The organism is Agromyces sp. NPDC058064 (assembly GCF_042885275.1).
In the GTDB taxonomy this organism is placed as follows: Bacteria; Actinomycetota; Actinomycetes; order Actinomycetales; family Microbacteriaceae; genus Agromyces.
This window is the reverse complement of sequence record NZ_JBHVSE010000003.1, coordinates 112,279-138,254: the sequence shown is the minus strand read 5'-3', so window position 1 is coordinate 138,254 and position 25,976 is coordinate 112,279. Positions and strand designations below refer to the sequence as shown.

19 protein-coding genes are annotated in these 25,976 nt (G+C 72.4%); 14 read left to right on the top strand and 5 right to left on the bottom strand.

What is annotated here, in order from left to right:
- The first annotated feature begins 83 nt into the window (after window positions 1–83).
- From ACFVSL_RS12330 to ACFVSL_RS12320, 3 genes are all read left to right on the top strand, one after another.
- Complete coding sequence (locus ACFVSL_RS12330) at window positions 84–3,341, top strand: M36 family metallopeptidase (RefSeq protein ID WP_386941270.1); 3,258 nt, start codon at window positions 84–86, stop codon at window positions 3,339–3,341.
- Window positions 3,342–3,459: 118 nt separating this feature from the next.
- Window positions 3,460–3,927, top strand: a complete 468-nt coding sequence (locus tag ACFVSL_RS12325; RefSeq protein WP_386941269.1) for an aromatic ring-opening dioxygenase LigA — start codon at window positions 3,460–3,462, stop codon at window positions 3,925–3,927.
- Window positions 3,928–3,958: 31 nt separating this feature from the next.
- Window positions 3,959–4,720: a hypothetical protein gene (locus tag ACFVSL_RS12320; RefSeq protein WP_386941268.1), complete on the top strand. Its 762-nt coding sequence runs from the start codon at window positions 3,959–3,961 to the stop codon at window positions 4,718–4,720.
- A gap of 62 nt (window positions 4,721–4,782) precedes the next feature.
- Here the strand turns inward: ACFVSL_RS12320 and ACFVSL_RS12315 are convergent, their stop codons facing one another.
- Window positions 4,783–6,198 (bottom strand): MFS transporter, encoded by a 1,416-nt coding sequence (locus ACFVSL_RS12315; RefSeq protein WP_386941267.1) that lies wholly within the window; start codon window positions 6,196–6,198, stop codon window positions 4,783–4,785.
- Here ACFVSL_RS12315 and ACFVSL_RS12310 point away from each other — a divergent pair.
- Entirely contained in the window at window positions 6,197–6,670 is a 474-nt protein-coding gene (locus tag ACFVSL_RS12310) for a heme-degrading domain-containing protein (RefSeq protein WP_386941266.1), read from the top strand. The two genes, ACFVSL_RS12315 and ACFVSL_RS12310, sit on opposite strands and share 2 nt — an antisense overlap.
- 43 nt (window positions 6,671–6,713) lie before the next feature.
- On the opposite strand, the gene ACFVSL_RS12305 is transcribed toward ACFVSL_RS12310, so the two are convergent.
- Window positions 6,714–10,433, bottom strand: coding sequence for a discoidin domain-containing protein (locus ACFVSL_RS12305; RefSeq protein WP_386941265.1), 3,720 nt, complete (start codon window positions 10,431–10,433; stop codon window positions 6,714–6,716).
- 188 nt (window positions 10,434–10,621) lie between these two features.
- Here ACFVSL_RS12305 and ACFVSL_RS12300 point away from each other — a divergent pair, with 188 nt between their 5' ends.
- From ACFVSL_RS12300 to ACFVSL_RS12285, 4 genes are read left to right on the top strand one after another with little or no spacing between them, the layout of a single operon-like run.
- Window positions 10,622–12,199 (top strand): carboxylesterase/lipase family protein, encoded by a 1,578-nt coding sequence (locus ACFVSL_RS12300; protein ID WP_386941264.1) that lies wholly within the window; start codon window positions 10,622–10,624, stop codon window positions 12,197–12,199.
- A gap of 55 nt (window positions 12,200–12,254) precedes the next feature.
- Window positions 12,255–12,950: a TMEM175 family protein gene (locus tag ACFVSL_RS12295; RefSeq protein ID WP_386941263.1), complete on the top strand. Its 696-nt coding sequence runs from the start codon at window positions 12,255–12,257 to the stop codon at window positions 12,948–12,950.
- Window positions 12,951–12,959: 9 nt separating this feature from the next.
- Window positions 12,960–14,009: a zinc-dependent alcohol dehydrogenase family protein gene (locus ACFVSL_RS12290; RefSeq protein WP_386941262.1), complete on the top strand. Its 1,050-nt coding sequence runs from the start codon at window positions 12,960–12,962 to the stop codon at window positions 14,007–14,009.
- A gap of 30 nt (window positions 14,010–14,039) precedes the next feature.
- The gene (locus tag ACFVSL_RS12285) at window positions 14,040–14,450 is read left to right on the top strand and encodes a TIGR03667 family PPOX class F420-dependent oxidoreductase (protein ID WP_386941261.1); all 411 of its coding nucleotides are present in this window, start codon (window positions 14,040–14,042) and stop codon (window positions 14,448–14,450) included.
- Window positions 14,451–14,523: 73 nt separating this feature from the next.
- Here ACFVSL_RS12285 and ACFVSL_RS12280 read toward each other — a convergent pair whose 3' ends face one another.
- A complete protein-coding gene (locus ACFVSL_RS12280) occupies window positions 14,524–15,117 on the bottom strand; it encodes a hypothetical protein (protein ID WP_386941260.1) in 594 nt (197 codons plus the stop codon).
- A gap of 43 nt (window positions 15,118–15,160) precedes the next feature.
- Here ACFVSL_RS12280 and ACFVSL_RS12275 point away from each other — a divergent pair, with 43 nt between their 5' ends.
- Entirely contained in the window at window positions 15,161–16,618 is a 1,458-nt protein-coding gene (locus ACFVSL_RS12275) for a cellulase family glycosylhydrolase (protein WP_386941259.1), read from the top strand.
- A 333-nt stretch (window positions 16,619–16,951) separates the two neighbouring features.
- On the opposite strand, the gene ACFVSL_RS12270 is transcribed toward ACFVSL_RS12275, so the two are convergent.
- Window positions 16,952–17,458, bottom strand: coding sequence for a MarR family winged helix-turn-helix transcriptional regulator (locus ACFVSL_RS12270; RefSeq protein WP_386941258.1), 507 nt, complete (start codon window positions 17,456–17,458; stop codon window positions 16,952–16,954).
- 143 nt (window positions 17,459–17,601) lie between these two features.
- Between ACFVSL_RS12270 and ACFVSL_RS12265 the strand changes: the two genes are divergently transcribed.
- The gene (locus ACFVSL_RS12265; protein ID WP_386941257.1) at window positions 17,602–19,044 is read left to right on the top strand and encodes an MFS transporter; all 1,443 of its coding nucleotides are present in this window, start codon (window positions 17,602–17,604) and stop codon (window positions 19,042–19,044) included.
- A gap of 292 nt (window positions 19,045–19,336) precedes the next feature.
- On the opposite strand, the gene ACFVSL_RS12260 is transcribed toward ACFVSL_RS12265, so the two are convergent.
- A complete protein-coding gene (locus ACFVSL_RS12260) occupies window positions 19,337–19,930 on the bottom strand; it encodes a nitroreductase family protein (protein WP_386941256.1) in 594 nt (197 codons plus the stop codon).
- Between the two features lie 200 nt (window positions 19,931–20,130).
- Here ACFVSL_RS12260 and ACFVSL_RS12255 point away from each other — a divergent pair, with 200 nt between their 5' ends.
- The 4 genes from ACFVSL_RS12255 to ACFVSL_RS12240 all read left to right on the top strand — a co-directional run bounded on the left by ACFVSL_RS12255 (window position 20,131) and on the right by ACFVSL_RS12240 (window position 25,601).
- Window positions 20,131–21,909: a S8 family serine peptidase gene (locus ACFVSL_RS12255; RefSeq protein WP_386941255.1), complete on the top strand. Its 1,779-nt coding sequence runs from the start codon at window positions 20,131–20,133 to the stop codon at window positions 21,907–21,909.
- 107 nt (window positions 21,910–22,016) lie between these two features.
- Complete coding sequence (locus ACFVSL_RS12250; RefSeq protein ID WP_386941254.1) at window positions 22,017–22,571, top strand: TetR/AcrR family transcriptional regulator; 555 nt, start codon at window positions 22,017–22,019, stop codon at window positions 22,569–22,571.
- A 158-nt stretch (window positions 22,572–22,729) separates the two neighbouring features.
- A complete protein-coding gene (locus ACFVSL_RS12245) occupies window positions 22,730–24,178 on the top strand; it encodes an APC family permease (RefSeq protein WP_386941533.1) in 1,449 nt (482 codons plus the stop codon).
- A 70-nt stretch (window positions 24,179–24,248) separates the two neighbouring features.
- Window positions 24,249–25,601, top strand: a complete 1,353-nt coding sequence (locus ACFVSL_RS12240) for a flavin monoamine oxidase family protein (protein WP_386941253.1) — start codon at window positions 24,249–24,251, stop codon at window positions 25,599–25,601.
- Window positions 25,602–25,976: the final 375 nt, after the last annotated feature.

Genomic DNA, 25,976 nt, shown 5'->3' with positions numbered 1-25,976 from the left:
ACGGCCGGCTCGTCCGAGGGCCACGCCGCGGGGCGACCGGGGGGATCGTCCCGCGGATCCCCGGCGTCCCTCCGGAGGTCGTCGTGACCCGTCCGCTCGCCGTGGCAGCCGCGCTCGCCGCATCCGCACTCGTCGTCACCCAGCCCGTCGCCGCCTTCGCGGCGCCAGGGGCCGAGGCGCCGCCAGATCCGGCCGAGGAGTTCGGCACCGCGCTCGTCGCGTTCGACGCCGCGGGCGACGTGCGCTCGGTGCTGAACCCGACCGGACCGCTCACCGAACCGTCGGGCGATGCGCCGGAGGACATCGCACTCGGCTACCTCGCCGAGCATCGCGACGCCTTCGGGCTCGACGGCGCCGGGCTCGAATCGCTGACGGTCGACGAGGTCGTCACCGACCCCAACGGCGTCGCCTACGTGCAGCTGCGCCAGTCCGTCGACGGCATCCCGGTGCACCAGGCCGTCATCACCGCGAGCGTCGACGCCGACGGGCGGCTCGTGCATGTCGGCGGCACCACCGCCGACGTCGCACCGGCGACGCCCGCCGCGCCCGAGGTCACCGCGGCGGAGGCGATCGCGGAGGCCGCGGTCGTGGCATCCGGCGCCGACGTCGTGGCGGAGGACCTGCCGGACGCCGCGCAGACCACCGAGCGCGACGTCGTCGAGGTTCCCAATTCGATCGCGGTCGACGGGCTCGTCGACCCGACGCCGCTGAAGGCCGAGCAGCGCTGGTACATGGACGACGAGGGTCGCAGCCTGCGGCTCGCGTGGGTCACCGACGTCGAGTTCTCGGGCGAGGTCTGGGTCGAGTCGGTCGTCGACGCGTCCACCGGAGCGGTGCTCGCCGAGTCGAGCCGCTACGCCGAGGTCGGTCCGGAGGGCGAGGTGTTCGACGAGGAGCACCCTGAAGCCGCGGGCGCCTCGCGCGAGCTGCACCCGTTCTCGGGCATCAACGGCACGTGGGTCGACGACACGACCACGAGCGGCAACAACGTCAACGCGTATCGCGACCTCGACGACAACGACGCGAACGACGAGTACCAGCCGAACACCCCGGCGTCGGGCGACCCCGACCACCAGGTCTTCGACTACCCGTTCACCGACGCGTGGGCGGTGAACTCCGACTCCAGCCAGGCGAGCCTCGACGCCGACCTCGACGCGATCATCACCCAGCTCTTCTACTACACGAACGTGATGCACGACTACACCTACGAGCTCGGGTTCACCGAGGCGTGGCGCAACTTCCAGGTCGACAACTTCGGCAACGGCGGCAGCGACGGCGACCCGGTGCTCGCCGAGGCGCAGGACGGCTGGGACTTCGGCTGCGTCGACAACGCGTCGAACCCGATCCGCTGCATGAACAACGCGAACTTCGGCACGCCCGGCGACGGGTCGAGCCCCCGCATGCAGATGTACATGTGGACGCTGCCGTTCCGCGACGGCTCGCTCGACGGCGACGTCATCGCGCACGAGTACGGGCACGGCGTCTCGACGCGGCTCGTCGGCGGCGGAAGCTTCGACTACGGCGACGACCAGACCGGCGCCCTCGGCGAGGGCTGGAGCGACGTGGTCTCGTACCTCAAGTGGAACGATGCCGTCGTCGGGGAGTACGCCACCGGCGACGCGGCCACCGGCGTGCGCAACGTCGCCTACGACACCTCGCCGCTCGTCTACTCGGACTACGACGACTACGTTCCCGGACCGAACACCTCGCCGCACGGCAACGGCACGATCTGGGCGACCATGGTCTACGCCGTGCGCGCCTTCCTCGGGGTTCCCGTCACCGAACAGCTCGTGATCGACGGCATGAAGAACACGGCGGGCGGTGCCAAGCCGACCTTCGTCGACGCCCGCAACGGTCTGCTCGCCGCCGACATCGCCACCAACGGCGGCGACAACGTGTGCGCCATCTGGTCGGCGTTCGCGCAGCGGGGGCTCGGCGAGGGCGCGGTCGCGGCCGGCACCGACGGCCACGCCGCCCAGGTGAACGAGAACACCCTGCCCGCGGCCTGCGCCCCGACCGCCGACGCCGGCGGACCGTACGCGACGCTCGAGGGCACCGACATCCCGGTGACCGCCGCCGGCTCGAGTGCGGGCAGCGACCCGAGCGCGGGCGCGATCTCGGCCTGGGAGTGGGACTTCGACGGAGACGGCCAGTACGACGACGCCTTCGGGCTGAACCCGTCGTTCGACCGGGTCGGACAGGACGGCACCTTCACGATCGGCCTGCGGGTCACCGACCTCTACGGCAACACGGCCACCGACACCGCGGAGGTCGACGTCGCGAACGTCGCGCCGACGGTGACGATCGACCCGGTCGCGCCCCTCGACGAGGCGACGCGCACCGCGACGATCACCGGCGTCGTCACCGACCCCGGATGGCTCGACGACCTCTCGGCGACGATCGACTTCGACGACGGCTCGGGCCCCCAGCCGCTGACCGGAGACGAGGAGAACACCCGGCCCGACGCGTCGCTCGCCTTCGAGACGAGCTTCGACTACGGCGACGACGGACTGTTCGACGTCGAGGTCTGCGGGTCGGACGACGACACCACCACCTGCGCGACCGTCGTCGTCGACGTGGCGAACGTCGATCCGTCGACCACGATCGACACCTCGGGCACGCAGGTCTACGACGGCGTCGAGGCGTTCGTGCTCGACGCGGGCGGCAGCGTCACGATCCCGGTGAACGCGACCGACCCCGGCAGCGACGACCTCACGGTCGTCTGGGACTGGGACGACGGCACCACGAGCGACGAGACCTCGCTCGTGAACCCGCCCGTGCCCGACCCGCTGAAGTCGCCGACCGTGCAGCCGCGGGACGTCGACCTCTCGGCCGACCACGTCTACGCCGACGCATGCCTCTACGAGCTCGTCACCGAGGCGACCGACGACGACGGCGGCTCGGCGACCGATGAGGCCGTGATCGTCGTGGTGGGCGACGGCACGAAGTCGAAGCAGCACGGCTGGTGGCTGAATCAGATGCGCGTGAAGAACGGCAACGACTTCACGACGGCCGAGCTCGAGTGCTACCTCGAGATCGCGGTGTTCTTCAGCACGGTGTTCGACACGCCGCTCGACCGCGACGACGCCGTGGCGATCTTCCACTCGCCGCCGAAGAACGACGCCGCCGAGCAGTTCGACCAGTTCCTGCTGGCCGCCTGGCTCAACTTCGCCAACGGCTCGGTCGACCTCGCGACGCCGGTGACGGTGCACGGCGCGGCGACGACGTGGGGCGACGCGATGCTCGAGGTCGAGACGGTGCGCACGAACCCCGCCTCCACCGCGCAGCAGCTGCGGCAGGCGAAGGGGGTGCTCGCGTCGCTCGCGACGACGAGCGGCTGAACGGTCGCGTCGGCGACGCCGCGCGGCATCCGTTCTCGCAACGGATGCCGCGTGGTCATGTCGCTGCACCGCACCGACTCGCTAGCGTGGGCGGTGAACGCGGGTCGAAGGGGGAGACATGACCGAACAGTTCGAGACCGGTGGCGCGGTGCTGAGCCGCTCGCAGGTGAACGTGGTGCGACTGACGGGGCTCGCCGGCATCGTCGGCGGGATCGTGATGATCATCGTGGCGATCGTCGCGTGGTTCGGGGTCTCGTCGCAGCTGCGTGCCGAGAACATCGTCATTCCCGACGACGCCCCGATCTTCGCGGGCAAGGTCGTCGACGGGCCCATCGACGCCTACGTGCAGGCGGGCGTGATCGACATGCATGCGCGCGAGATGGCCGACGGCAAGACCTACGCGGAGCTCGACCGCGACGACCCGCTGCGTGCGACCGTCATGGACGCCTCGTTCCTGCGGGCCTCGCTGTTCACCTCGGTGATCGCCTTCGGCGTCGCGCTCTTCGCGGGCGGCGTCGGCGTGCTGTTCGTGCTGTTCGGCTGGTCGGTGCGCGTGATGGTGCCACCCTTGCCGAAGACCGCCTAGCCGACCTCGCCGGGCCGGGTATCCTCGGGGCGTGAATCGCGCTCCGAAGTCGACCTCTCGCCGCATCCAGCGTGTCTGGGGGGTCGGCGCGCTCGTCGGCGTCGTCCTGTTCGCCGTCGGTCTGGCAGCCCTGATCGTCGTCGGCGCAGCCGGCGGCGAGACCGATGCCGGGTGGATCGTCGGGCCGACGTTCGCAGGCCTGGTCGTCATCGCCGGATGCTGGCCGGTGTGGTCGATCTGGTCGAGCACACTCGACCGGGCCGAGAAGCGCGCACTGCAGAAGTCGCAGCAGGCGCGGAAGGCGCAGAGGCGGGCGCAGCACGCCACGGCCGGTACCGACGGCGCACCCTCGGGCGCCGTGAGACTCGAGCGCACCCCGACGGTCACGCTCTGGATGCTCGCGCTCGTCGGCATCGGCGCCATGCTCCTCCTGGCATCGGGCCTGCCGTTCCTGCTCGTCGAGGACGGATCGGACGCGCTCGCCGTCGTGCTCTTCGCGATGATGCTGCTCGGTGCCTCGATGATCGGCTTCGCGATCGCCTTCTCGGCGATCGCCGGCGGCATCGCGCTCGGCGGCGGCCGCTGGTGGTGGGTCGGCGTGATCTTCGACCTCGGCTTCGTGCTCACGGTCTGGGGCATCTCCGCGAGCTCGGCCGCGCTCTGGGTTCCCGGTGCCGCGGTCCTCGCCGGCTCGGCGTGGGGATACACGGCGGCACTGCGTGACGGGCTCCGGCAGGGGCGCGAAGATGCGATCGAGGCGAAGCTGCAGAAGGACCGCGGGACCTTCGTCTGAGTTGGCACCGCACGGTGCCGCACGGCGCGTGCACCGCCACCCGGCAGGGCGGCCGATACGGCTCAGTCGGCTGCGGAGGGCGGTGCCGGCTGAGTCGACGGCGGTGCCGGCTGGGTCGACGGCGGTGCCGGCTCGATCGACGGGTCGGACGGGGCCTCGCCCTCGGGCACCCCGTTCGCGCTCGCGGGAATGCGGCGCTCGACCGCGAGGGCGAGCAGGACGATGCCGGCGCAGCCGAGCACCATCACCGCGATGTACCAGGCGTCGAGCCCGTGCTCGAGCAGCACGCCCGCGGCGACCGGCCCGGCGATCGCCCCGCCCTGGAATGCCGCCGAGTTGATCGCGTTGTAGCGGCCGCGATTGCGGTCGGCGGCCAGGTCGTTGTAGACGGCCGGCACGGTCGGCTGCAGCATCGTCTCGCCGAAGGCGAAGACGCCCATGAAGGCGAGCACGCCGATCGCGGCGGCGAGCGTGTCGGGCAGCAGGCCGGCGCCGCCGAGCAGCAGCCACGACACCGCCCACACGAGCGCCATGACCTGCATGACCCGGGTGCGCCGGTGCCCGCTGATCAGCTTGAGCACGGTGAACTGCAGCAGCACGATGACCGCCGTGTTGATGGCGAACGCGAAGCCGATGACCTGCGTCGAGACCTCGGCGACCTGGCGGGCGAAGGCCGGGAACCCTGCCTCCATCTGGCCGTAGCCGATGAACACCGAGATGAAGGTGAGGAGGGTGAGCCACAGCACGACCGGCTGCCGGATGATCTCGCGGTAGCCGCCGACGGGCGGCGCGTCGGCGTCGTGCTCGCCGTGGGTGCGCACGTGGCGCAGCGGGCCGAGCAGCAGCGCCATCGGGATGAGGCTCGTCGCCGCGTCGACCAGGAAGATCGTGGTGAAGGTGCCCGGGTCGTCGACGTCGATGAAGAAGCCGCCGACGATGCCGCCCACCCCGATGCCGAGGTTGACGAGCGCGAAGTTGATGCCGAAGTACTGCTGGCGCAGCTCGCCCTCGACGATCGTGGCGATGAGGGCGTTGAAGCCGGGCCACGAGACGCCGAAGTTGATGCCGATGAGCACGAGCGCGACGGCCGCGACCGCAGGCGTCGTCGCGAAGGCGAGCAGCGCGCAGCCGACGATCATCGCCGAGAGGCCGACGAGCAGCACGACCTTGGCGCCGAAGCGGTCGATGAGGGTGCCGCCGGGCCCCGTGACCACGAGCCCGGTGATCGCGATGAGGCTCATGAGCGCGCCCGACAGCCCGAGCTCGAAGCCGCGCACCTCGTGCAGGTAGATGATCGTGAACGGCAGTGTGAGACCGCGCCCGAGCGTCTGGATGGCGACGGTCGACAGCAGCCAGCGCCCCTCGGTCGGCAGCGCAGCCCAGAACCCTCTCATGCCGGTCACTGGGATATCTTGGCGCACGCCGCCGACATCGGCGAACCGCTCCGCGGCGTCGGGCCGGCGGTACGATTCGACCATGAGCGAACTGCTCGGCCGCCTCGCGGCCGAAGACGACGAGTTGCGGTTCGCCGCGTTCACCCTCGACGACGCCTGGGTCCTCGGCTCCCGGCTCCGCGCGGTCGCGGCCGAGCGCGGCCTGCCGATCGCGATCGCGATCTGGTTCGGGCCGCAGCGCGTCTTCCACGCCGCGCTGCCCGGTGCGAGCGCCGACAACGACGGCTGGCTCGAGCGCAAGCACCGGGTCGTCGAGCGCTACGGCAAGTCCTCGCTGCTGGTCGGCGAGGAGTTCCGCGCGAAGGGCGAGGACTTCGACACCCACGCCCGCCTCGACCCGCAGCTGTTCGCCGCCCACGGCGGAGTCGTGCCGCTGCGGCTCGTCTCGGGCGCGGTGGTCGGCGCCGTCGGCGTCTCGGGGCTGCCGCAGCTCGACGACCACGAGCTCGTCGTCGCGCAGCTCCGCGCGATGCTCGGCGAGGCGAGCGAGGGCTGACGGCCCGGGCGGCGCACGTCGACGCCGCCCGAGCCGCCGACGGTCACCGACTCAGCTGGACGCCGCGAGGGTGGTCGACCGCCCCGGGAACGAGCGCGCGCAGCGCGACCAGGCCGGGGTCGCCGTCGGCCCACTCGGTGGTCAGCGCCACGTACCGCGCGGTCGCGCCGACCGCCACTGCGCCGCGCGTCGCGCCGGCCTCGATCGCGCCGACCTCCCGGAACGTGATGCCGTCGTCGCTCACCGACACCGTCGCTGCCGGGGCGTCGTCGCCGTCCCACAGCGTGGTGACGGTGCCGATCGCCTGAGCGGAGCCGAGGTCGACGACCATGCGGCCGTCAGCCCCCGGGGTCCACGCGGTGCCGGGGTCGCCGTCGACCGCGGCCTGCGGCGAGCTCATGCCCTCGGGCAGCACCGAGGCCGGGAACGTGAGCGTGGCGAGCGCCAGGTCGGGCACCGGGAACGCGGTCGCGCCCGGGAACGAGGTGGGCGCCGCGACCTTCGGCTTGCCCACGGGCACCGTGCGCTTCTCGCCGGTCTCGACGTTCGTGACGTCGATCGTCCGGGCGGCGCCCTTCGCGTCGGAGTCCCCGCCGTCCTGCCTCGCGACGCGCACCGTGCGCCCGTCGAGCACTGACACCGAGACGCCGGCAGCCTGCGCGGCCGCGGTCGGCACCGTGGCGCGCGGGGCGAGCACGACGGCGTCGCCCGCGGGCACCGTGACGGTGAGCGTCGAGGCATCCGCTCCGAGCACCTGGTCGCCGGCGAAGAGCGCCACGGCGTCGCCGGAGTACGGGATCGTGACGTCGGTCGTGACGTCCGCGCCCGTGAGGTTGAAAGCGGTGAGGTAGCCGTCGAGCGAGCTCACGAGCAGGCCGTCGGCGCTCGGCTGCGGCGCCGCGTCCTGCGCGGCCGTCGCGTCGGCGTCGCCCGGCACCATCTCGACGAGCATCGGGTCGTCGCCGCCGCCGAGGCGCACGGTGTTGATCCCCTCCTTCTCGCTCGAGACGGTGATCGGGGCCTGTCCGCCGCGCACGACGTAGCCGGCCGTGCCCTCGACGTTGATCCACGACCCCTCGGTCGTGGTGACCTGGTCGCCCGTGTAGCGGAAGCTCGCGGCATCCTGCCAGGTCTCACCGTCGGCCGACACCTGGATGCGGTACTCGCGACCGGCCGAGACCTCCCAGCCCAGCTGCACCTGCGCGATCGCGGTGGGCCCGCCGAGGTCGACCTGGATCCACGAGTCGGCCCGGGTGCGGTCGGCGCGCGACACCGCCCAGCGCGAGGCGGGGTCGCTGTCGGTCACGCTCGACGGGGCGCGTCCCGAGTCCGCGCTCGACGCCGTGGCCGGCTTGCCCGCGGCGGCGTCGACGCCGGCCGCCGTCAGCGCGCGCATCGTGTAGAGCGAGTAGCCGTAGGCGGGGTCGCCCTGCACGCCCTGCATGCGCACGAACCTCGCCTCGACCGGAGCCGGCGCGGTCGCGCCGGCCGGGGTCAGGTCGACCGTGTCGAGGCGTGCGACGTTGGCGTCGACGCCGCCGGTGTAGGCGGTCTGCGTGGTCCACGTCCGGCCGTCCGACGAGGTCTGCACGAGGTAGCGCTCACCGGCGCTCGCCTCCCAGGCCAGGCGCACCGAACCGACGGTCTGCTCTGCGCCCAGGTCGACCTGGATCCACGAGTCCGCGCGCGTGCGCTCGGCGACGGCGACGGCCCAGCGGGTGGTCGGGCTGGCATCGGTGACGGTCGAGGCCCGGCGAGCCGGGTCCTCGCTCGAGGCGGTCGCGGGGCGCCCGGCGGCCAGGTCGGTCGTGGCCTCGGCGCCCGCTCCGTAGGCGTGCAGCGAGTACAGCGAGTAGCCGTACCGGGCGTTGCCCTGCTGGCCCTGGATGCGCACGTAACGGGCGGGCACCGGGGCGAACGACAGGTCGTCGATGCGGGCGGCGTTCGCGTCGGCCGGGTCCGCCGGCGTCACGACGGGCAGGGTGTCGGTGGCCGATCCCTCGGCCGTTGAGTAGGTGCGCGAGCCGTCGAGGCCGTTGTAGCCGCCGAGGTCGAGGTTGCGCACCGAGACGGTGCCGTCCTGCCAGCCGGCACCGGTCGTGGCGTACAGCGCCGCGCCGCTCGGCAGCGTCGCCTGGCCCGCGTACTCGTCGCCGACGCGGAAGACGGACGTCGTGCCCTCGAAGCCGTCGCGCGGCCCGGTGTAGGTGCTCGTGTTCCGGGCGTCGACGGTCGCCGCCGAGTTCGGGTACAGGTACGGCGTCGCGCCCGACAGGGCGAACAGCCACGAGTCGTGGCCCGGAACCCAGGGGAACTTCACGAAGCCCTTCTTGCTGGATGCGGCAGCCCACGCGTCCGCGGACTGCTGCACCGAGAGGCCGGGCCCGGCGCCGAAGTCGCGCACGCCGGCGAGGCGGGCGAAGAACTCGTCCTGCGGGGTGGCCTCGACGACGCCCTCGGGCGACTCGGCGGCCTCGACGTGCAGCAGGTACGAGATCGCGATCTCGGCGCGCGCCTCGGGCTCGTACTTCGGCTCTCCCGAGAACTTGGCGAGCCGGTCGACCGGCTTGTACGCCTGGTACGCCTCGAGCGATGCGGCCATGTTCGCCTCGGCGCGCACGGCGTCGGGGTCGCGCAGCACCTGGCCGAGGAAGGCCATCGGGATCACGTCGCGGCCGTAGAGGTACTCGCGGTCGTTGACCATCGGCATGAACGGCTCGCCCTGGTTCGACATCACCATCTCGATCGAGCGCCAGAGCTCGGCCGAGTTCGGCTGGTGCTTCAGATACTCGGGGATCGGCTCGTCGTTCAGGATGAACTGGATCGCGTTGCGCCCGCCGGAGCGCCAGATGTCGGACTGGTAGTGCGGGCCGAACGACCCGTGGTTCTCGACGAGGTAGGTGTCGTAGATCGTCTGCAGCGTGTTCGTCGACACCGGCTCGCCGGCGACGACGGCCGGGTTGTTGAGGTCGGCGGTGGGCTGGCCGGCGGCGTTGCGCGCCCAGTCGCCGAGCTGCTCGGCCCACTGCGAGGCGTCCGCATGGTCGGGCGCCCACGCGAGGCCGGGGGCGAGCGCCTGCGTGTACACCCCCGCCTCCTCCTGCGCGGTGTCGCCGACGTGCTTGCCGGTGGGCCAGTCGGCCGTCCACGAGCCCGAGAGCGGGTCGTCGCCGTGGTCGAGGGCGGCCGTGTAGGCCGACTGGCCGACGGCGATCGTCTCGAGGTTCTGCTGCGTCGTGGCGTCGAGCCGATCCCACAGCACGCGCCCCGCGTCGAGGAAGTACGACTGGAACGTGGAGTCCCAGAACATCTTCTTGCCCCAGGTTCCGTTCGGGTCGACGAAGCGGTTCTTGGCGGCGTAGTAGCGGATCGTGTCGATCGTGCGCTGGGTGAGCTCGTCCTTCGAGATGCCGGTGATCTCGGCGTCGTAGTCGCCGTGCGTGACGATCACGGCGTTGCCGAGCACGACCGCGAAGTTGAAGTCCTTGAACTGGTACGCGTTGATCGCCGGATCCCAGACGGTGTTCACCCAGCGCGTGTGGCGCAGCAGGGCGGCGTAGTAGTCGGCCGCGATCTCGTCGGGGGCGCCGAAGGCGGCGGTCGTCGCGAAGGGGGCGGCGGATGCCGCGGCCGCGGGTGCGAGAGTCGCCGGCGCGAGGCCGGCGAGCGGCGCGGCGAGGGCCGCCGCGACGGCGAGGGCGACGGTGCGACGCCGTCGGGGTGAGCTCGCGCAGCGAGCGGTGGTGGGGCCGGAGGGGGCCATGGTGTCTCCTGGAATCGGCGGGGCCTTCGGGGGTGCCGCGTGCGGATCGACAGGAGTCACGTCCGAGAACTCGAAATGACAACGCTGTCAGATTGGTGCGGCAAGAGTAACCCGACGTCGGCCGGGGCGTCAAGGCGCGATCGGGCATCCGCCGCCCGCCGTTCACCCGCGCGGCGTACGCTCCGAACATGCCGACACGCGTGGCGACGAACGACGGAACGGTGATCGAGACCGACGCCGGAGCCGTGCGCGGGCTCCGGCGCGACGGCCTGAGGCTGTGGCGGGGCATCCCGTACGCGGCGTCGACCGCGGGCGACGGCCGCTTCCGGGCGCCCCGGCCCGCACCCGGCTGGGACGGCGTGCGCGACGCCCTCGCCTTCGGGCCGGTCGCACCGCAACTGCGACGCGGGCAGTTCATCGGCGCGCACCCGAGGCTCGAGCGCAGCGAGGACTGCCTCAGCCTCAACGTCATCGCACCCGACGAGCCGGATGCCCCGGCCCGGGGCCGCCCGGTCATGCTGTTCCTGCACGGGGGCGCCTACAGCGTCGGCTCCTCGGGCGAGTACCCGCGCCAGGGCGAGCGGCTCGTCCGCCGGCACGGGGTGGTCTACGTCAGCTGCAACTACCGGCTCGGCGCGCTCGGCTGGCTCGACCTGCGCCGCTACGCGAGCGCGCGGCATCCGATCGAGTGCAATCTCGGCCTTCGCGACCAGATCGCCGCCCTCGAGTGGGTGCGCCGCACCATCCGGGCCTTCGGGGGCGACCCCGACCGGGTGACCCTCTTCGGCGAGTCCGCGGGCGCCAACTCGGTGACGACCCTCATGACCGTGCCCGCCGCCGAGGGCCTGTTCGCCGGGGCGATCGCGCAGTCCTCGCCCGCGAACGCGGTCTACGCGGCCGAGACCGCGCAGGCCTGGGCGGGCGAGTACGTGCGCATCCTCAGCCGCATCGTCGACGACGACGACCTCGACAGCGAGGCGCCGCAGGACGCGGCGGTCATGCTCCGCACCGCCGACCCGGTGCTGCTCGCCAGGGCGACCACCGAGCTCGCGGTGCGCACCCCCGACGAGAACCCGGGCACGATCAGCCTCGCGCCCGTGATCGACGGCGAGTTCCTGCCCGAGCGGCCCCTCGACGCGTTCAAGGCGGGCCGAGCCCACCGCGTGCCGCTCGTCATCGGCACGAACGACCGCGAGGGCTCGCTCTTCGAGGGCCGCATCGACATCCTCCCGACGACGAAGCCGCGCATCCGCGCCATCTTCGCGAACACGCGCAAGAAGTCGCGCAAGGCGATCAAGCGGCAGTACCCGGGCCTGCCCGAGCGCCGCCCCGCGGCCGACTTCGCCGGCGACTTCACCTTCTGGTACCCGAGCGTGAAGCTCGCCGAGCGGCACTCGCGCTTCGCGCCGACCTACATGTACCGATTCGACGCGGCGCCCCGCACGGCGCGGCTGCTCGGCCTCGACGCGACGCACGGCCTCGAGCTCTTCGCGCTCTTCGAGAAGTCGGACACCCTCGTCGGCGCCGGCCTGACGCTGCTCGGCGGGGGCCGGATGTTCCGCGCGGTCGGGCGACGCATGCAGGTGCACTGGGTCGCGTTCGCCGAGCACGGCGAACCGCGCGGCGGGGCGGCCGGATGCCTCGACTGGCCCCGCTACGACGAGGAACGCCGCCTCACCCTCGTGTTCGACGGCCCCGACCGCATCGAGGCCGACCCGCGCGGCGAGCGCCGGATCGCCTGGCAGCGCTTCGTTCCGCACGTGTGAGCCGCGCGCGGCCGGGTCTCGCGGGCGCCCCTGCTGATTCGCTACCCTTCCTCGCATGTCGACATCGCAGCCGGCGACGGCCCCCGTGCCCGACGACGGCCGAGCCCCGGTCGAGGCGTCGGCGGAGCGGCTCAAGGCCTTCACCGACGCCGTGGTCGCGATCGCCATGACCGTGCTCGTGCTGCCCCTCATGGAGAGCGTGACCGATCTCGGCGGCGAGGGCGGCGGCGTCGCCGAGTGGTTCGACCGGCACAGCGGGCAGCTCATGAGCTTCGCGCTCAGCTTCGTGCTCATCGCGACGTTCTGGCTCACCAACCATCGCGTCTTCGCGCAGCTCGAGCGCACCACCCCGGCGCTGCTCTGGCTCAGCATCGCGTGGATGTTCACGATCGTCTGGCTGCCCGTGCCCACCGCGATGCTGGGGTCGATGGAGGAGGACGACGCGCAGAAGCTCGTCTACGTCGGCAGCCTCATCGTGACGAGCCTCGTCTCGCTCGCGCTCCGCTGGTACCTGCTGCGCCACCCCCGACTGCACGGCACGGCGCCGCTGCGCCTGCGCCGGGGCATCCTCGCCGATGCGATCTCGACTGTGCTGTTCGCGCTCGCCCTGCTCGTCTCGATCACGGTGCCGGCCATCGGCTACTGGGCGATGTTCCTGCTCCTGCTGGTCTCGCCGCTGCACACCCTGGCGAGCCGGGCGTTCGAGCGTCGGCCCGGCCGCGGCGGCGAGGCCGACGCCGACGGGGCATAGGCTCGGAGCATGCTCGCCACCGTGATCCACGCCGCCCGCGACATCCGCGTCGAGACCGTGCCCGACCCCGTCATCACCACGGGTGACGACGCCGTCGTGAAGGTCGTGGCCGCCTGCGTCTGCGGCTCCGACCTGTGGCCGTACCGCGGCGTCACGCCGACCCACGAGCCGCACCGCATCGGCCACGAGTTCATCGGGGTCGTCGAGGCCGTCGGCGACGACGTCGTCTCGGTGCAGGTCGGCGACTTCGTGATCGCACCGTTCTACGTGTGCGACAACACCTGCGTGAACTGCCGCAACGGCGTCTCGACCTCCTGCCTGCACGGCGGGTGGTGGGGCGGCGACGACCGCAAGGGCGCCTTCGCCGACGCCGGCCAGGGCGAACGCGTGCGGGTGCCGCTCGCCGACGGCACGCTCGCCGTCGTGCCCGGTCCCGTGCGCGACGAGCAGATCCCTGGGCTCCTCACCCTCTCCGACGTCATGGGCACGGGCCACCACGCCGCGGTCTCGGCCGGGGTCGGTCCCGGCGACACCGTCGCCGTCGTGGGCGACGGGGCCGTGGGGCTCTGCGCGATCATCGCCGCGAAGCGGCTCGGTGCGGGCACGATCATCGCGATGAGCCGTCACCCCGAGCGGCAGGCGCTCGCCCGCCGCTTCGGCGCCACCGAGGTCGTCGCCGAGCGCGGCGCGGAGGGCATCGAGCGGGTGCGCGAGCTCACCGGCGGCATCGGCGCCGACCGGGTGCTCGAGTGCGTCGGCACGAAGGAGTCGATGGACCAGGCGATCCGTTCGGCGCGTCCCGGCGGCATGGTCGGCTACGTCGGCGTGCCCAACGGCGGCCCCGAGCTGCCGGTGCGCCAGCTGTTCAACACGAACGTGGGCGTCAACGGCGGCGTCGCGCCCGTGCGCGGCTACATCGAGGAGTTGCTGCCCGACGTGCTCTCGGGCGCGATCGAGCCGGGGCTCGTGTTCGACCTCGAGCTCCCGCTCGCCGAGGCCGCCGAGGCCTATGCCGCCATGGACGAGCGCCGGGCGATCAAGGTGCTGCTCCGCCCGTAGGGCGGGGCGAGAGACTCAGGAGGGGCATCCGTGACCGACGAACTGCAGCTCAGCGACCGTGTGCGCGAACGGCTCGCCGCCGAGGAGACCATCTGGCTCACCACGGTGAACCGGCACGGCACGCCCGTGCCGACGCCCGTGTGGTTCGTCTGGAACGACGGCGAGCTCATGCTGCTCTCGCAGCCCGGCACGCCGAAGCTCGCGAACCTCGCGCGCAACCCGCGTACCTCGCTGCACTTCAACACCGACGCCGAGGGCGACGACGTCGCGGTGTTCACGGGCACGGCGCGCATCGGCGAGATCGGCGATGCGCCCGAGTGGGCGCAGTACGCCGAGAAGTACGCGCGGGCGATCGTGCGCGTCGGGTTCACGGCGGAGAGCTACATCGCCGAGTACTCGGTGCCGGTGCGCGTGACGGTGGAGCGGGTCAGGGCCTGGTAGGGGGCTGAGGCCCCTCGCAGCTGTCGTCGGGGCCGCGGCTCGGCCGCCGACGGCGGGGTCTCGATACGCTTCGCTACTCGACCGCCGGGAGCGGCTCGACCGCAGGGGCCGGCTCGACCGCCGGGACCGCATCGGTCGCCGGTGCGCGGCGCACGGCGGCGACGACCGCCGCGACGGCGCCGACGAGGCATCCGAGCAGCGCGCCCGTGAGCGCCGACACCGCGACGCCCGCGACGAGCTGACCGAGGTAGGTGCCGAGGTCGGCGTTCACCGCGAAGCTGAGGAAGACGCTGCGCACGAGGTTGCCGCCGATGATCGCGACGGTCGTGACGCCGACGGCGGTGCCGAACGCGCGACCCGGGCCGGGATCGGGTCGCTTGCGCGCCGCGGCCCGCAGCTGCAGCGCGGCGATCGCGAGCATCACGAGGGCACCGAGCGTGTCGGAGAGCCAGAACGCCCACGTGGTCTCGCCGAGCGGCCAGAGCCGCAGCGGCGGGATGAGGGACGGCAGGCCCGCCGCCTCTGGGACGATGAGCGCCGGCGCCCACGTCGCGAGGAGGCCGGCGATCGGCCAGATGCCGGCGAGCACGGAGGCGAGCGCGAGGAGCGCGAACACGGTGATCGGGACCCGTCGGAACGAAAGTGGGTCAACTGTCCTAGTCGACATGGGATCGATGCTAGCCTCTCGACCACGTGAGTCAAGGAGGACCATGAAGATCTCCGCCCGCGCCGGAATCGCCGCCGCTCTCGGCATCGCCCTGGTCGCCGGCGGCGTCGCCGCCGCACTGCGCACGCCCGGCCCCGCGACGGCCGCGGGCTTCATGACCGACGAGGACGGGCGAAGCCTCGTGCAGCACGGCTTCTCGACCGCATCGAGCGCGAAGTCGACGCCCGACGGGTTCCCCGAGTTCGAGGAGGAGGAGCTCGACGTCGAGTACTCCGACATGGGCACGAACTTCGTGCGGTTCCTCATCTCGTGGCGCTCGGTCGAGCCCGAGCCGGGCCAGTACTCCGAGGAGTACCTCGACGGCGTGCAGGAGCGCGTCGACTGGTACGCCGAGCGGGGCTACCACGTCATGCTCGACATGCATCAGGACCTCTGGGGCTCGGCGATCACGCCCTCGGGCATGAGCGGCAACGGCGCGCCGGCGTGGGCGACGTACCTGGACGGCCTGCCCGTCGCCGACCACGACATGTGGGAGCTCTACTACCTCGAGCCCGGCGTCATCCGTGCGTTCGACAACTTCTGGAACACGACGGGCGCCCACCCCGAGCTCGCCGAGCACTACGCGGGCGCCTGGCGCGTCGTCGCCGAGCGCTTCGCCGACGACCCGACGGTCGTCGCCTACGACCTCATGAACGAGCCGTACGGCGGCACCGTGCAGGGGCCGGCGTTCGAGGCCGGTCCGCTGACGACGCTCTACCAGGAGGTCACCGACGAGATCCGCGAGGTCGACGAGAACACCTGGGTCTGCCTCGAGCCGCAGGCGATGGGCTTCAACTGGGGTCTGCCGAGCGGGCTCGGCAGGGTCGACGACCCGCGCGAGGGCGAGCCGCGCGTCGCGTTCTGCCCGCACCTCTACCCGCTGCCGATGGACCTCGGCGACGGCTTCAGCGGCACGTCGCGCGAGCTCGTCGAGGGCACCGTCGCGGCCTGGCGCTCGAACGTGCTGCGCACGGCCGAGCGGCTCGGCGGGGTGCCGATCATCCTCGGCGAGTTCGGCCTCGACACCACGCTGCCGGGTGCGCTCGACTACGTCGACCTCGTCTACGAGACGGCGGACGCCTCGGGCATGGGCGTCGCGTACTGGTCGCGCGACCCGGGCAGCTGGGGGCCGTACGAGGTCGACGGCACGCCGCGCAACCTGATCGGTGCGCTCGACCGGCCGTACCCGCGGGCCGTCGCGGGCGAGCTCGTCGGCTGGGACTCGGAGCCCGAGCGGCTCGTGATCACGGTCGTGCCCCGCGCCGCCGGGGCGGCCGGGTCCTCCGGTGCGGCCGGGTCCTCCGGTGCGGCTCAGGTCAGCGAGGCGTACCTGCCGTCGGACGCGTTCCCGAATGGCGGCGAGGTCGTCGGCGGCGAGGCCGTCGAGTGGGATGCCGCGACCCGCGTGCTCATGTTCGAGATCGACCCCGGTGCGACCGAGGTGGTGATCACGCCGCGGTGAGGCGGGCGGCGGGGGAGTGCCGCGTTCGGCGGCTACGTCACTGAGTCGCCCGGGGCATCAGCGCGGGGGAGCGAGGCGTGCGGCCGTTACGTCACTGAGTCGCCCGGGGCATCAGTACAGGGGAGCGGGGCGTGCGGCCGCTACGTCACTGAGTCGCCCGGGGCATCAGTACGGGCGAGCGGGGCGTGCGGCCGTTACGTCACTGATGCCAGGAGCGGGTCAGTGACGTAGTGCGGGCGAGAGGACGTGCCGGAGCCGTCGTCCGCAAGGAGCGGGATCCGCCGCGGCGGTGGCGGTTGCGCTGCCCCCGCGGGGCCCAGCCGGGAAGCGCGTCTACGCGTCGATGTCGTCGAGGCGTGCGATGACGACCTCGAGCAGGCGGGCGAGCTCGCCCCGCTCGTCGTCGCTCAGGTCCTGCAGCACGTCGGACTCGACGACGTCGGAGCCGCGGATCGCGACGCTGAACAGCTGCCACCCCGCGTCGGTCAGGCTGACGAAGATGCGGGTGCGGTTCTCGGCGTCGGGCGTGCGCTCGATGAGGCCGCGCTCGGCGAGCTTGTCGAGGCGGTGCGTCATCGAGGACGGGGCGACATTCGTGAGCTCGGCGAGCTGGCTCGGCGTGAGCGCCTCGCCGGCCTTCGCGAGCGAGGTCACGACGGCCCACTCGCCGGCCGTCACCTCGAGGTCGACGAGCTGGCGCGCGTACCACTGGTCGAGCTTCTTCGTCAGGCTCTGCACGGCGGTGATGACCCGCTGCACCGACTCCTCGCCGCCCGCCTTCACGTAGGTCGCGACGGCGCGCCGGTGCAGCTCCTGGGCGCTCGGGGTGCGTTTGGCCATACGGGAATTCTCTCACGCAACTTTCGGTTGCTAATATTTCGATATCGAAGACTTCGTATTCGAAGGGTAGAGGGATGCTTCGCGGCCGGCGTCGGCTCGAGGCATCCCTCTGCTCGTCGAGACCTCGGGAGGAGGACACCATCATGCGCGCGAGACTGCTCATCCTGGCCAGTGCCATCGGTTCGCTGGGTTGGGGCGCGGTGCTGCCGTACCAGTACGCCTACGCGGCCGACACCCGTGACTGGGGCGCTCTCGTCGCCGCGGGCGCCTCGTCGCTCTTCTCGATCGGCGCCCTCGTCGCCGCGCCGCTCGCCGGTCGCCTCGCCGACCGCTTCGACCCCGTGCGCGTCGCCGTCATCGCCCAGCTGCTCGGCGCGGCGGGCGTCGCCTCGCTCGTCTTCGCCGACGTGCCGGCGCTCTTCCTCGCGGGCATGCTCGTCTTCGGGCTCGGCCTCTCGGCCGCCGTGCCCGCGAAGCAGGTGCTCGCGCTCAACTGGTCGTCGAGCGACGACCGTCGCAAGGTCTTCGCCTACAAGTTCACGGGCGAGGCGCTCGGCATGGCGGCGGGTGCGTTCCTCGCGGGGCTCGTCGTCGACCTCGACCGGGCCGACGGGCTCGACATCGGGTTCATGATGGCCGCGGGCGGCTTCGTGCTGTCGTCGGCGATCATCGCGCTCGCCGGGCGGCTGAGCTTCGCGCGCCGCGGGGCCGGTGGTCGGCCAGGTGCGCGCGCCGCGACCGCCGGTGCCGCCTCGGTCTCGACCGCGACCGGCTCGATCGGGGCGATCGACGCCGCCACCGGGGCGATCGCCGCGGTCGACCTCGACGGCGACGGGCATGCCGACGGCGCCGCGCGCTCCCGCGGTGCGCTCCGCGTGATCTTCGCCCAGCCCGCGATGCGCTGGACGGCCGTCGTGACGATCGCGCTCGCCCTCGGCTTCTACGCGCAGTTCGAGTCGGGCCTGCCCGCCTACGGCATCACCGTGCTCGACGTCGACCCCTCGGCGATCGGCCTCGCCGCCGCGATCAACTGCCTCGTCATCGTGGCGCTGCAGGTCATCGTGGTGAAGCTCACCGCGAAGCGCAGCGCCCCGGCCCTGCTGATGGCAGTCGGCTCGATCTGGGTGGTGTCGTGGCTCATCCTCTCGGCGGCGCAGTTCTCGCCCGGCATCGCCACGGCCCTGTTCGTCACGACCTACGGCATCTTCGCCGTCGGCGAGACGATCTACAGCCCCGTGCTGAACCCGCTCACCGCCCAGCTCGCGCCGAAGGGCATGGTCGGGCAGACGCTCGGTACGATCGCCGCGCTGCAGACCGCGTTCTCGGCGGCGGGCCCGCTCGTCGCGGGCGTGCTGCTCGGCGCGGGCCTCACCGACGTGTTCCTCGGCATGCACCTCGCGGTGAGCGCGCTCGCAGTGTTCGCGGCGTGGCGCATCAAGAAGGCGCTCGACTCGGTGCCGGTGCCGGCCGATGCGGATGCCGAGCCGGCGGATGCCGTCGAGACCGCCGCCGGGCCCGCCGAGGCCGCCGCCGTGATCGTGCGCGAGGAGCCGCCGACCACGCCGGTCGACCTGGTGCGGGCGTAGTCCTCGACCGAGGCCGGGCCCGGTCGCTCGCGCGCTGACGAGTCGACGGAGTGCATCGGTGCCGAGCCGGGCTCGTGCGGCGTGTCGGCCCGATCGTCCTGCGACTCGTCGGCGACCGACTCACGTCAGCGACCGACTCACGGCAGCGACCGACTCACGGCAGCGACCGACGCTCGGCAGCGACCGACGCTCGGCAGCGACCGACGCTCGGCAGCGACCGGACGGGCCTCCCGCACGCACGGATGCCCCGGGGCGAACCCCGGGGCATCCGTGTCTCTGCTGACGGGCGCGACTACTCGCCGACGGTGACGAACTCGTCGAGCGCCTTGCGCTGACGGGGCGCGACCTCGCGCTCGCGCAGCACCTCGGGCAGGCGGTCGACGTCGCCGAGCGCGCCGATCGTGGTGATCGAGACGACCTCGAGCGAGTCGGCCAGGCCGAAGGCGTCGTGGATGGCCTTCGCGTCGAAGCCGCCCATCTGGTGCGTGTGCAGGCCCTCGTGCTGCGCCTGCACGGTGAGGTGCGCGACCGCCTGGCCGAGGTCGTAGCGCGCCCACGGCCGCTCGCGGCCCTCGGCGTCGACGGTCTCGGCGAGGTTCGCGATGAGCACCGCGGCCGAGTCGGCCCAGGCCTGGTTGAAGCCGGCCATCGCGTCGTGCAGCTTCGCGAACGCGGCGGTGCCGCGGCGCGCGACGATGAAGCGCCACGGCTGCGAGTTGTTCGCCGACGGCGCCCAGCGGGCCGCCTCGAGGATGGTGCGCAGGGTCTCGGTGTCGACGACGGCGTCGGGGTCGAAGGCGCGGGGGCTCCAGCGGTCGGCGAGGGGGTCGATGAGCGGTGCGGCGGTGTCGGCCTTGCGCGAGGTGAGGTCGGTGACGAGGGTCATGGTGGTGCCTTCTGGATCGAGTGATGTGCCGGGTCGCCGTCGTCCCGAAAATGCAAACGCATGGATGCTACGCCGCATTCCCCGAGCATCCGCTGAGGGCCGTCCGCCCGGGCCGGCGCCCTCCGCGCGCCCCCTATCCGAGGGGCGTCGGGCTGTGACAGCATGGCCGGGCAAGTTCCATCAATGAGGAAGGAATCTCAATGCTGAAGATGCGATCCATCGCAGCAGCTTCCGTGTTCGCGCTGGGGTTGACCGCGCTCGCCGCGGCACCCGCGGGCGCCGCCATCGGAGCGGAGGCGGGCGGCGACCACGAGTACGTCGTGCTCTTCGCCGAGGGCGTCTCGAGCGCCGACGCCGTCGCCGCGGTCGAGGCCGCGGGCGGCACCGTCGTGGCCGAGAACGCGGCCGTCGGCGTCGCCACCGTCACCGCCGGGGCAGGCTTCGCCGCCGCGGCCGACGCGCAGGCGGCGATCGAGGGCACCGCCGAGAACCGGGTGATCGGCGACGTCCCCGAGTCGCGCGCCGCGAACGGCGAGGCCCGCAAGCTCGACGCCGTCGAGCAGGAGACCCGCGAGGCGGGCCTGGCCGACGGGCCGCGCAGCGCGAAGGGCGACGCGACGTCGAACTCGGGCAAGAAGCACCGTCCGGGTGCGCCCGAGGCCGAGCCGCTCGCCGACCTCCAGTGGGACATGCAGCAGATCGACGCGACCGCCGACGGCTCGTACGCGCGCCAGCAGGGCTCGAAGGGCGTGCGGGTCGGCATCATCGACACCGGCGTCGACGGCAGCCACCCCGACATCGCACCGAACTTCGACGCCGAGCTGAGCCGCAACTTCACGGTCGACGTGCCCGTCGACGCGAACGGCGACGAGATCGACGGCGCCTGCGCCGACGACCCCGACGGCTCCTGCGAGGACGCGGCCGACGTCGACGAGAACGGCCACGGCACCCACGTCGCCTCGACGATCGGCTCGCCGATCAACGGCCTCGGCATGGCCGGCGTCGCCCCGAACGTGACCCTCGTGAACCTCCGCGCAGGCCAGGACTCGGGCTACTTCTTCCTCCAGCCCTCGATCGACGCGCTCACCTACGCGGGCGACAACGGCATCGACGTCGTCAACATGAGCTACTACGTCGACCCGTGGCTGTTCAACTGCACGAGCCACCCGGCCGACTCGGCCGAGGACCAGGCCGAGCAGGCCGTCATCATCGAGGCCATGCAGCGCGCGCTCGACTACGCCCGCGGCCACGGCGTGACCCTCGTCGCCGCAGCGGGCAACGAGGCGATCGACTACACCAAGGCGGTCACCGACGCGGGCAGCCCCGACTTCGCGAGCGTGCCCGGTGAGGCGGCCTACGTGCGCGACCTGCTCGACCCGGCCTCGTGCGTCTCGATGCCCGCCGAGGGCGACGGCGTGATCTCGGTCTCGAGCACGGGCATCTCGGAGCGCAAGGCGTACTACTCGAGCTACGGCAACGGGTACATCGACGTGGCGGCGCCCGGCGGCGACTCGTACGACACCCCGGCCGGCACGCGCGACGTCACGAAGACGATCCTCGCGGCCTACCCCGAGTCGCTCGCGATCGCGAACGGCCAGATCGACGAGAACGGCGACCCGCTCGTTTCGAACGTCGTGAAGAGCTGCGACGACGAGGGCACCTGCGGCTACTACCAGTTCATCCAGGGCACCTCGATGGCCTCGCCCCACGCCGCCGGCGTCGCGGCGCTCATCGTGAGCCAGTACGGCGCGAAGGACCCGCTGAAGGGCGGCCTGCGCATGAACCCGAACGCGGTCGAGAGCAAGCTGCTGAAGACCGCGGTCGACGAGGCGTGCCCGGTTCCGGCCGACTTCACGTACACGCGCCACCTGCCCACCGGGCAGACCGCGACGGCGACCCACACGTGCGAGAGCGCCAAGAAGACCAACGGCTTCTTCGGCGACGGCATCGTGAACGCGCTGCGGGCCGTCGGCCGGTAGTCCCCGCGCGGCGCCGGTGACGGCGCTCGCCGACGCACGAGGCGCGGCATCCGTTCTCTCGAACGGGTGCCGCGCCTTCGTCGTGCGGCCGCCCGTACGATGTGCAGATGATCACCGTCGATGGGCAGGCCGCCCGAGTCCTCACCGCGTACACCGACCTGCTGGTCGAGCGGGGCATCCGCGGGGCGACGCTCGAGGCGATCGCGAGCCGGGCGGGCCTGTCGAAGTCGGGCCTGCTGCACCACTTCGGGTCGGTCGGGGCGCTGCGCGCCGCGCTCCTCGTCGAGATGCGGGCGCAGGCCGGCCGCGACGCCGACGAGATGCGCTCCGCGCCCGAGGCGGCCGTGCGCTACTACCTCGTGTCGTCGCTCGATCGCGACAGCGAGCTCGAGCGGCTCATCGAGGCCGGCTACCGCGTCGCGCAGACCGGCGACGAGGCGGCGCTCGATGCGCTGCGCGCGTGCCGCGACGACTGGCTCGAGGCGCTCGTCTCGGCGACGGGCGATGAGGGTCTCGCCCGCATGGTGCTCTTCATCGGCGACGGCATGAACCACAACGCGCTGATGAGCCCGCCGGAGGGCGACGGGGTGCTGACCCCCGCGCACGTCGACGGCCTCATCGCGACGCTCGAGGCGATGCGTCGACCGGTACCGACCGATTAGTCGACCGCCACCGACCGACTAGTCGGTCGGTGGGGTAGGATGTTCGCATTCCCCCGCCCCTCGACGACGAGCAGGTCCCCGTGAGCACCACCCGTGCGGTTGACGCCGCCTCCCCCGCGAACACCCCCGGCGCAGGCACCCCCACCAAGGGCCTCGCCATCGGCAAGCTCGGGCTCTGGGGCTCGACCGTCATCGGCATCGCCTCGACCGCGCCCCTGTTCTCGCTCGCCGCGACCCTCGGCTACGTGATCATCGCCGTCGGCGCGCAGGCGCCCGTCGCGTTCATCCTCGCGTTCGTGCCGATGCTGTTCACCGCCTTCGCCTACCGCGAGCTCAACAACGACGTGCCCGACTGCGGCACGGTGTTCACCTGGGCCGCCAAGGCCTTCGGCCCCCGCACCGGCTGGATGGCGGGCTGGAGCATCGCCGTCGCCGGCGTGCTCGTCATGGCGAACCTCGCCGAGATCGCCTCGGTCTACCTGCTCAGCCTGCTCGGCGACGGCTCGCTCGCCGAGAACCGGGTCATCGTCACCGCGTTCGGATGCCTCATCATCGCCGTCATGACGTGGGTGTCGCTGCGCGGCGTCGAGATCGGCGAGCGCATGCAGCAGGTGCTGCTCGCGATCCAGTACCTCGCGATGGCCGTGTTCGTGATCGGATGCCTCGTCGGCTACTTCTCGGGCAACGCCCCCGACGCGACCCCGGTCTCGATCGACTGGTTCAACCCGTTCCTCGCCGACGGCACCGGCATGGTGCAGGCGATCCTGCTCGCGCTGTTCATCTACTGGGGCTGGGACACCTGCCTCGCCCTGACCGAGGAGACGAAGGACCCGCGCCGCACGCCCGGTCGTGCCGCGACCCTCACCACGGTGATCCTGCTGGTCACCTACGTCGGCATCACCGTCGTCGCGATGATGTTCGCGGGCCTCGGCGACACCGGCACGGGACTCGCGAACGAGTCGAACGCCGACGACGTCTTCTCGGTGCTCGCCGGCATGGCGATGGGGCCGATGGGCTGGTTCCTCGTGATCGCGGTCGCGATCTCGGCGCTCTCCTCCTCGCAGACGACGATCCTCCCGACCGCCCGCGGCACCTTCGCCATGGGCGTCTACCAGGCGCTGCCCGCCCGCTTCGCGAGGGTGCACGAGGCCTCGAAGACGCCGACGTTCTCGACGACGCTCGTCGGCGTCATCGCGATCGTCTACTACGCCGGGATGAACCTCGTCTCGACCGACGTGCTCGCCGACTCGCTGCTCTCGATGGGCCTCGCCATCGCGTTCTTCTACGCCATCGCGAGCTTCGCGTGCGTCTGGTACTTCCGTCGCACGCTCTTCGCGAGCCGACGCAACTTCTTCTACCGCCTCCTCTTCCCCCTGCTCGGCGGCCTCTTCATGACCTGGGCGTTCGTGCAGTCGGCGATCGACATGCTGAACCCCGACTACGGCTACTCGCAGGTCGCGGGCGTCGGCGGCGCCTTCATCGTCGGCATCGGCTCGCTCCTGCTCGGCGTGGTGCTCATGTTCGTCTGGGCGATGTTCCCGGGCTCCCGCGACTACTTCCAGAAGCGTTCGCTCAACCGCGACACCGAGGTGCTCGCGCCCGAGTGAGCCACGGCGGGGATGCCTCGCCGGCGTCCCGTGCCGTCACCACCTTCCCGAGCGAATGGATGAGAAGCCCATGTTCGACACCGTCATCGTCGGAGCCGGCGTCGCCGGACTGACCGCGGCAAGGCTGCTGCGGGCGGCAGGCCGCAGCGTCGTCGTGCTCGAGGCGCGCGACCGCATCGGCGGGCGCACCTGGACCGACCGCTCGCCGGGCTTCAGCGTCGACCGGGGCGCCTCGTGGATCCACGGACTCGACGGCAACCCGCTCACCGAGCTCGTCGAGGCCTTCGGCATGCAGACCTCGGAGTTCACCGTCGGCAGCTTCCAGGCCGGCGGCCGTCCGATCGCGAACTACGACGAGGCGGGCCGCGAGCTCGACGCGGCGGCGACCGAGGCGTGGCTCGCCGATGCCGGGGCGGTCGCCGACCGTCTCGCAGCGGCGGCCGACGCCTCCGAGGAGGGCGACAGCTACGCCGACGTCGTCGAACGGGTGCTCGACGAGCTCGGCTGGGGCGGGGAGCGCGCGGAGCGCGCCCGGGCGTTCCACCGTCACCGCACCGAGGAGCAGTGCGGCGCCGACAACCGCGACGTCGACGCCCACGGACTCGACGAGGACGCGATCGACGGCGACGAGGTCGTCTTCCCCGGCGGCTACGACGCGCTCGCGACGGCGCTCGCCGAGGGGCTCGACGTGCGGCTCGGCCAGGTCGTCACGGCGGTCGACCGGTCGCGCGCCGACGCCGACGCCGACGCCGACGGCGGTGCGCGGGTGCGGGTCACCACCGCCACGGAGTCGTTCGACGCCCGCGTCGTCGTCGTCACGGTGCCGCTCGGCGTGCTCAAGGCGGGGTCGATCGCCTTCGAGCCGCCGCTGCCCGAGGCGGTGGCCGGGGCGATCGACCGCGTCGGCATGGGTACCTTCGATAAGGTCTTCCTGCAGTTCCCCGAGCGCTTCTGGCAGGACGGCGCCTACGCGATCCGCCGGCTCGGCGCCGACGGCGTGCCCTGGCACTCGTGGTACGACGTGTCGGTCGTGAGCGGCACGCCGATGCTGCTCACCTTCGCGGGCGGCGACTGGGCCCGCCGCATCGAGCAGATGCCCGACGACGAGATCGTCGCCTCGGTGCTCGAGGGGCTCCGGAGCCTCTACGGCGAAGCCGTGCCCGAACCGAGCGGCCACTGGATCACCCGTTGGGGCTCCGACCCGTTCTCGCTGGGCTCGTACTCCTACGTCGCACGAGGCGCCTCGTACGACGACCACGACGTCATCGCCACGCCCATCGACGGTGTGCTGCACCTCGCGGGCGAGGCGACCTGGGCCGACTGCCCGGCGACCGTCAACGGGGCGCTCCTCTCGGGGCACCGCGCCGCCGAGCGCATCCTCGGCGAGGCGATCCCGCTCGACCGCCTGATCGCCGGGGGCTGAGCCCGAGCGCCGTCGTCCGACCCGGCGCACGGGAGTCCGGCGCCCGCTCCGAGGCGGCCGCCCGCCGGCGCCCGCGTGCGGCGCTACGTCACTGAACCGCCCGGGGCATCAGTGACGTAGGCGCGGGAGGGCAGCAGCGCTCCCCGCTGATGCCAGGGGCGGCTCAGTGACGTCGGCGCGGGAGGGCAGCAGCGCTCCCCGCTGATGCCAGGAGCGGTGCAGTGACGTGACGCCGCGGAGACTACGCCCCCGCGAGCTCCCCGCTGATGCCAGGGGCGGTTCAGTGACGTCGGCGCGGGAGGGCAGCAGCGCTCCCCGCTGATGCCAGGAGCGGTGCAGTGACGTGACGCCGCGGAGACTACGCCCCCGCGAGCT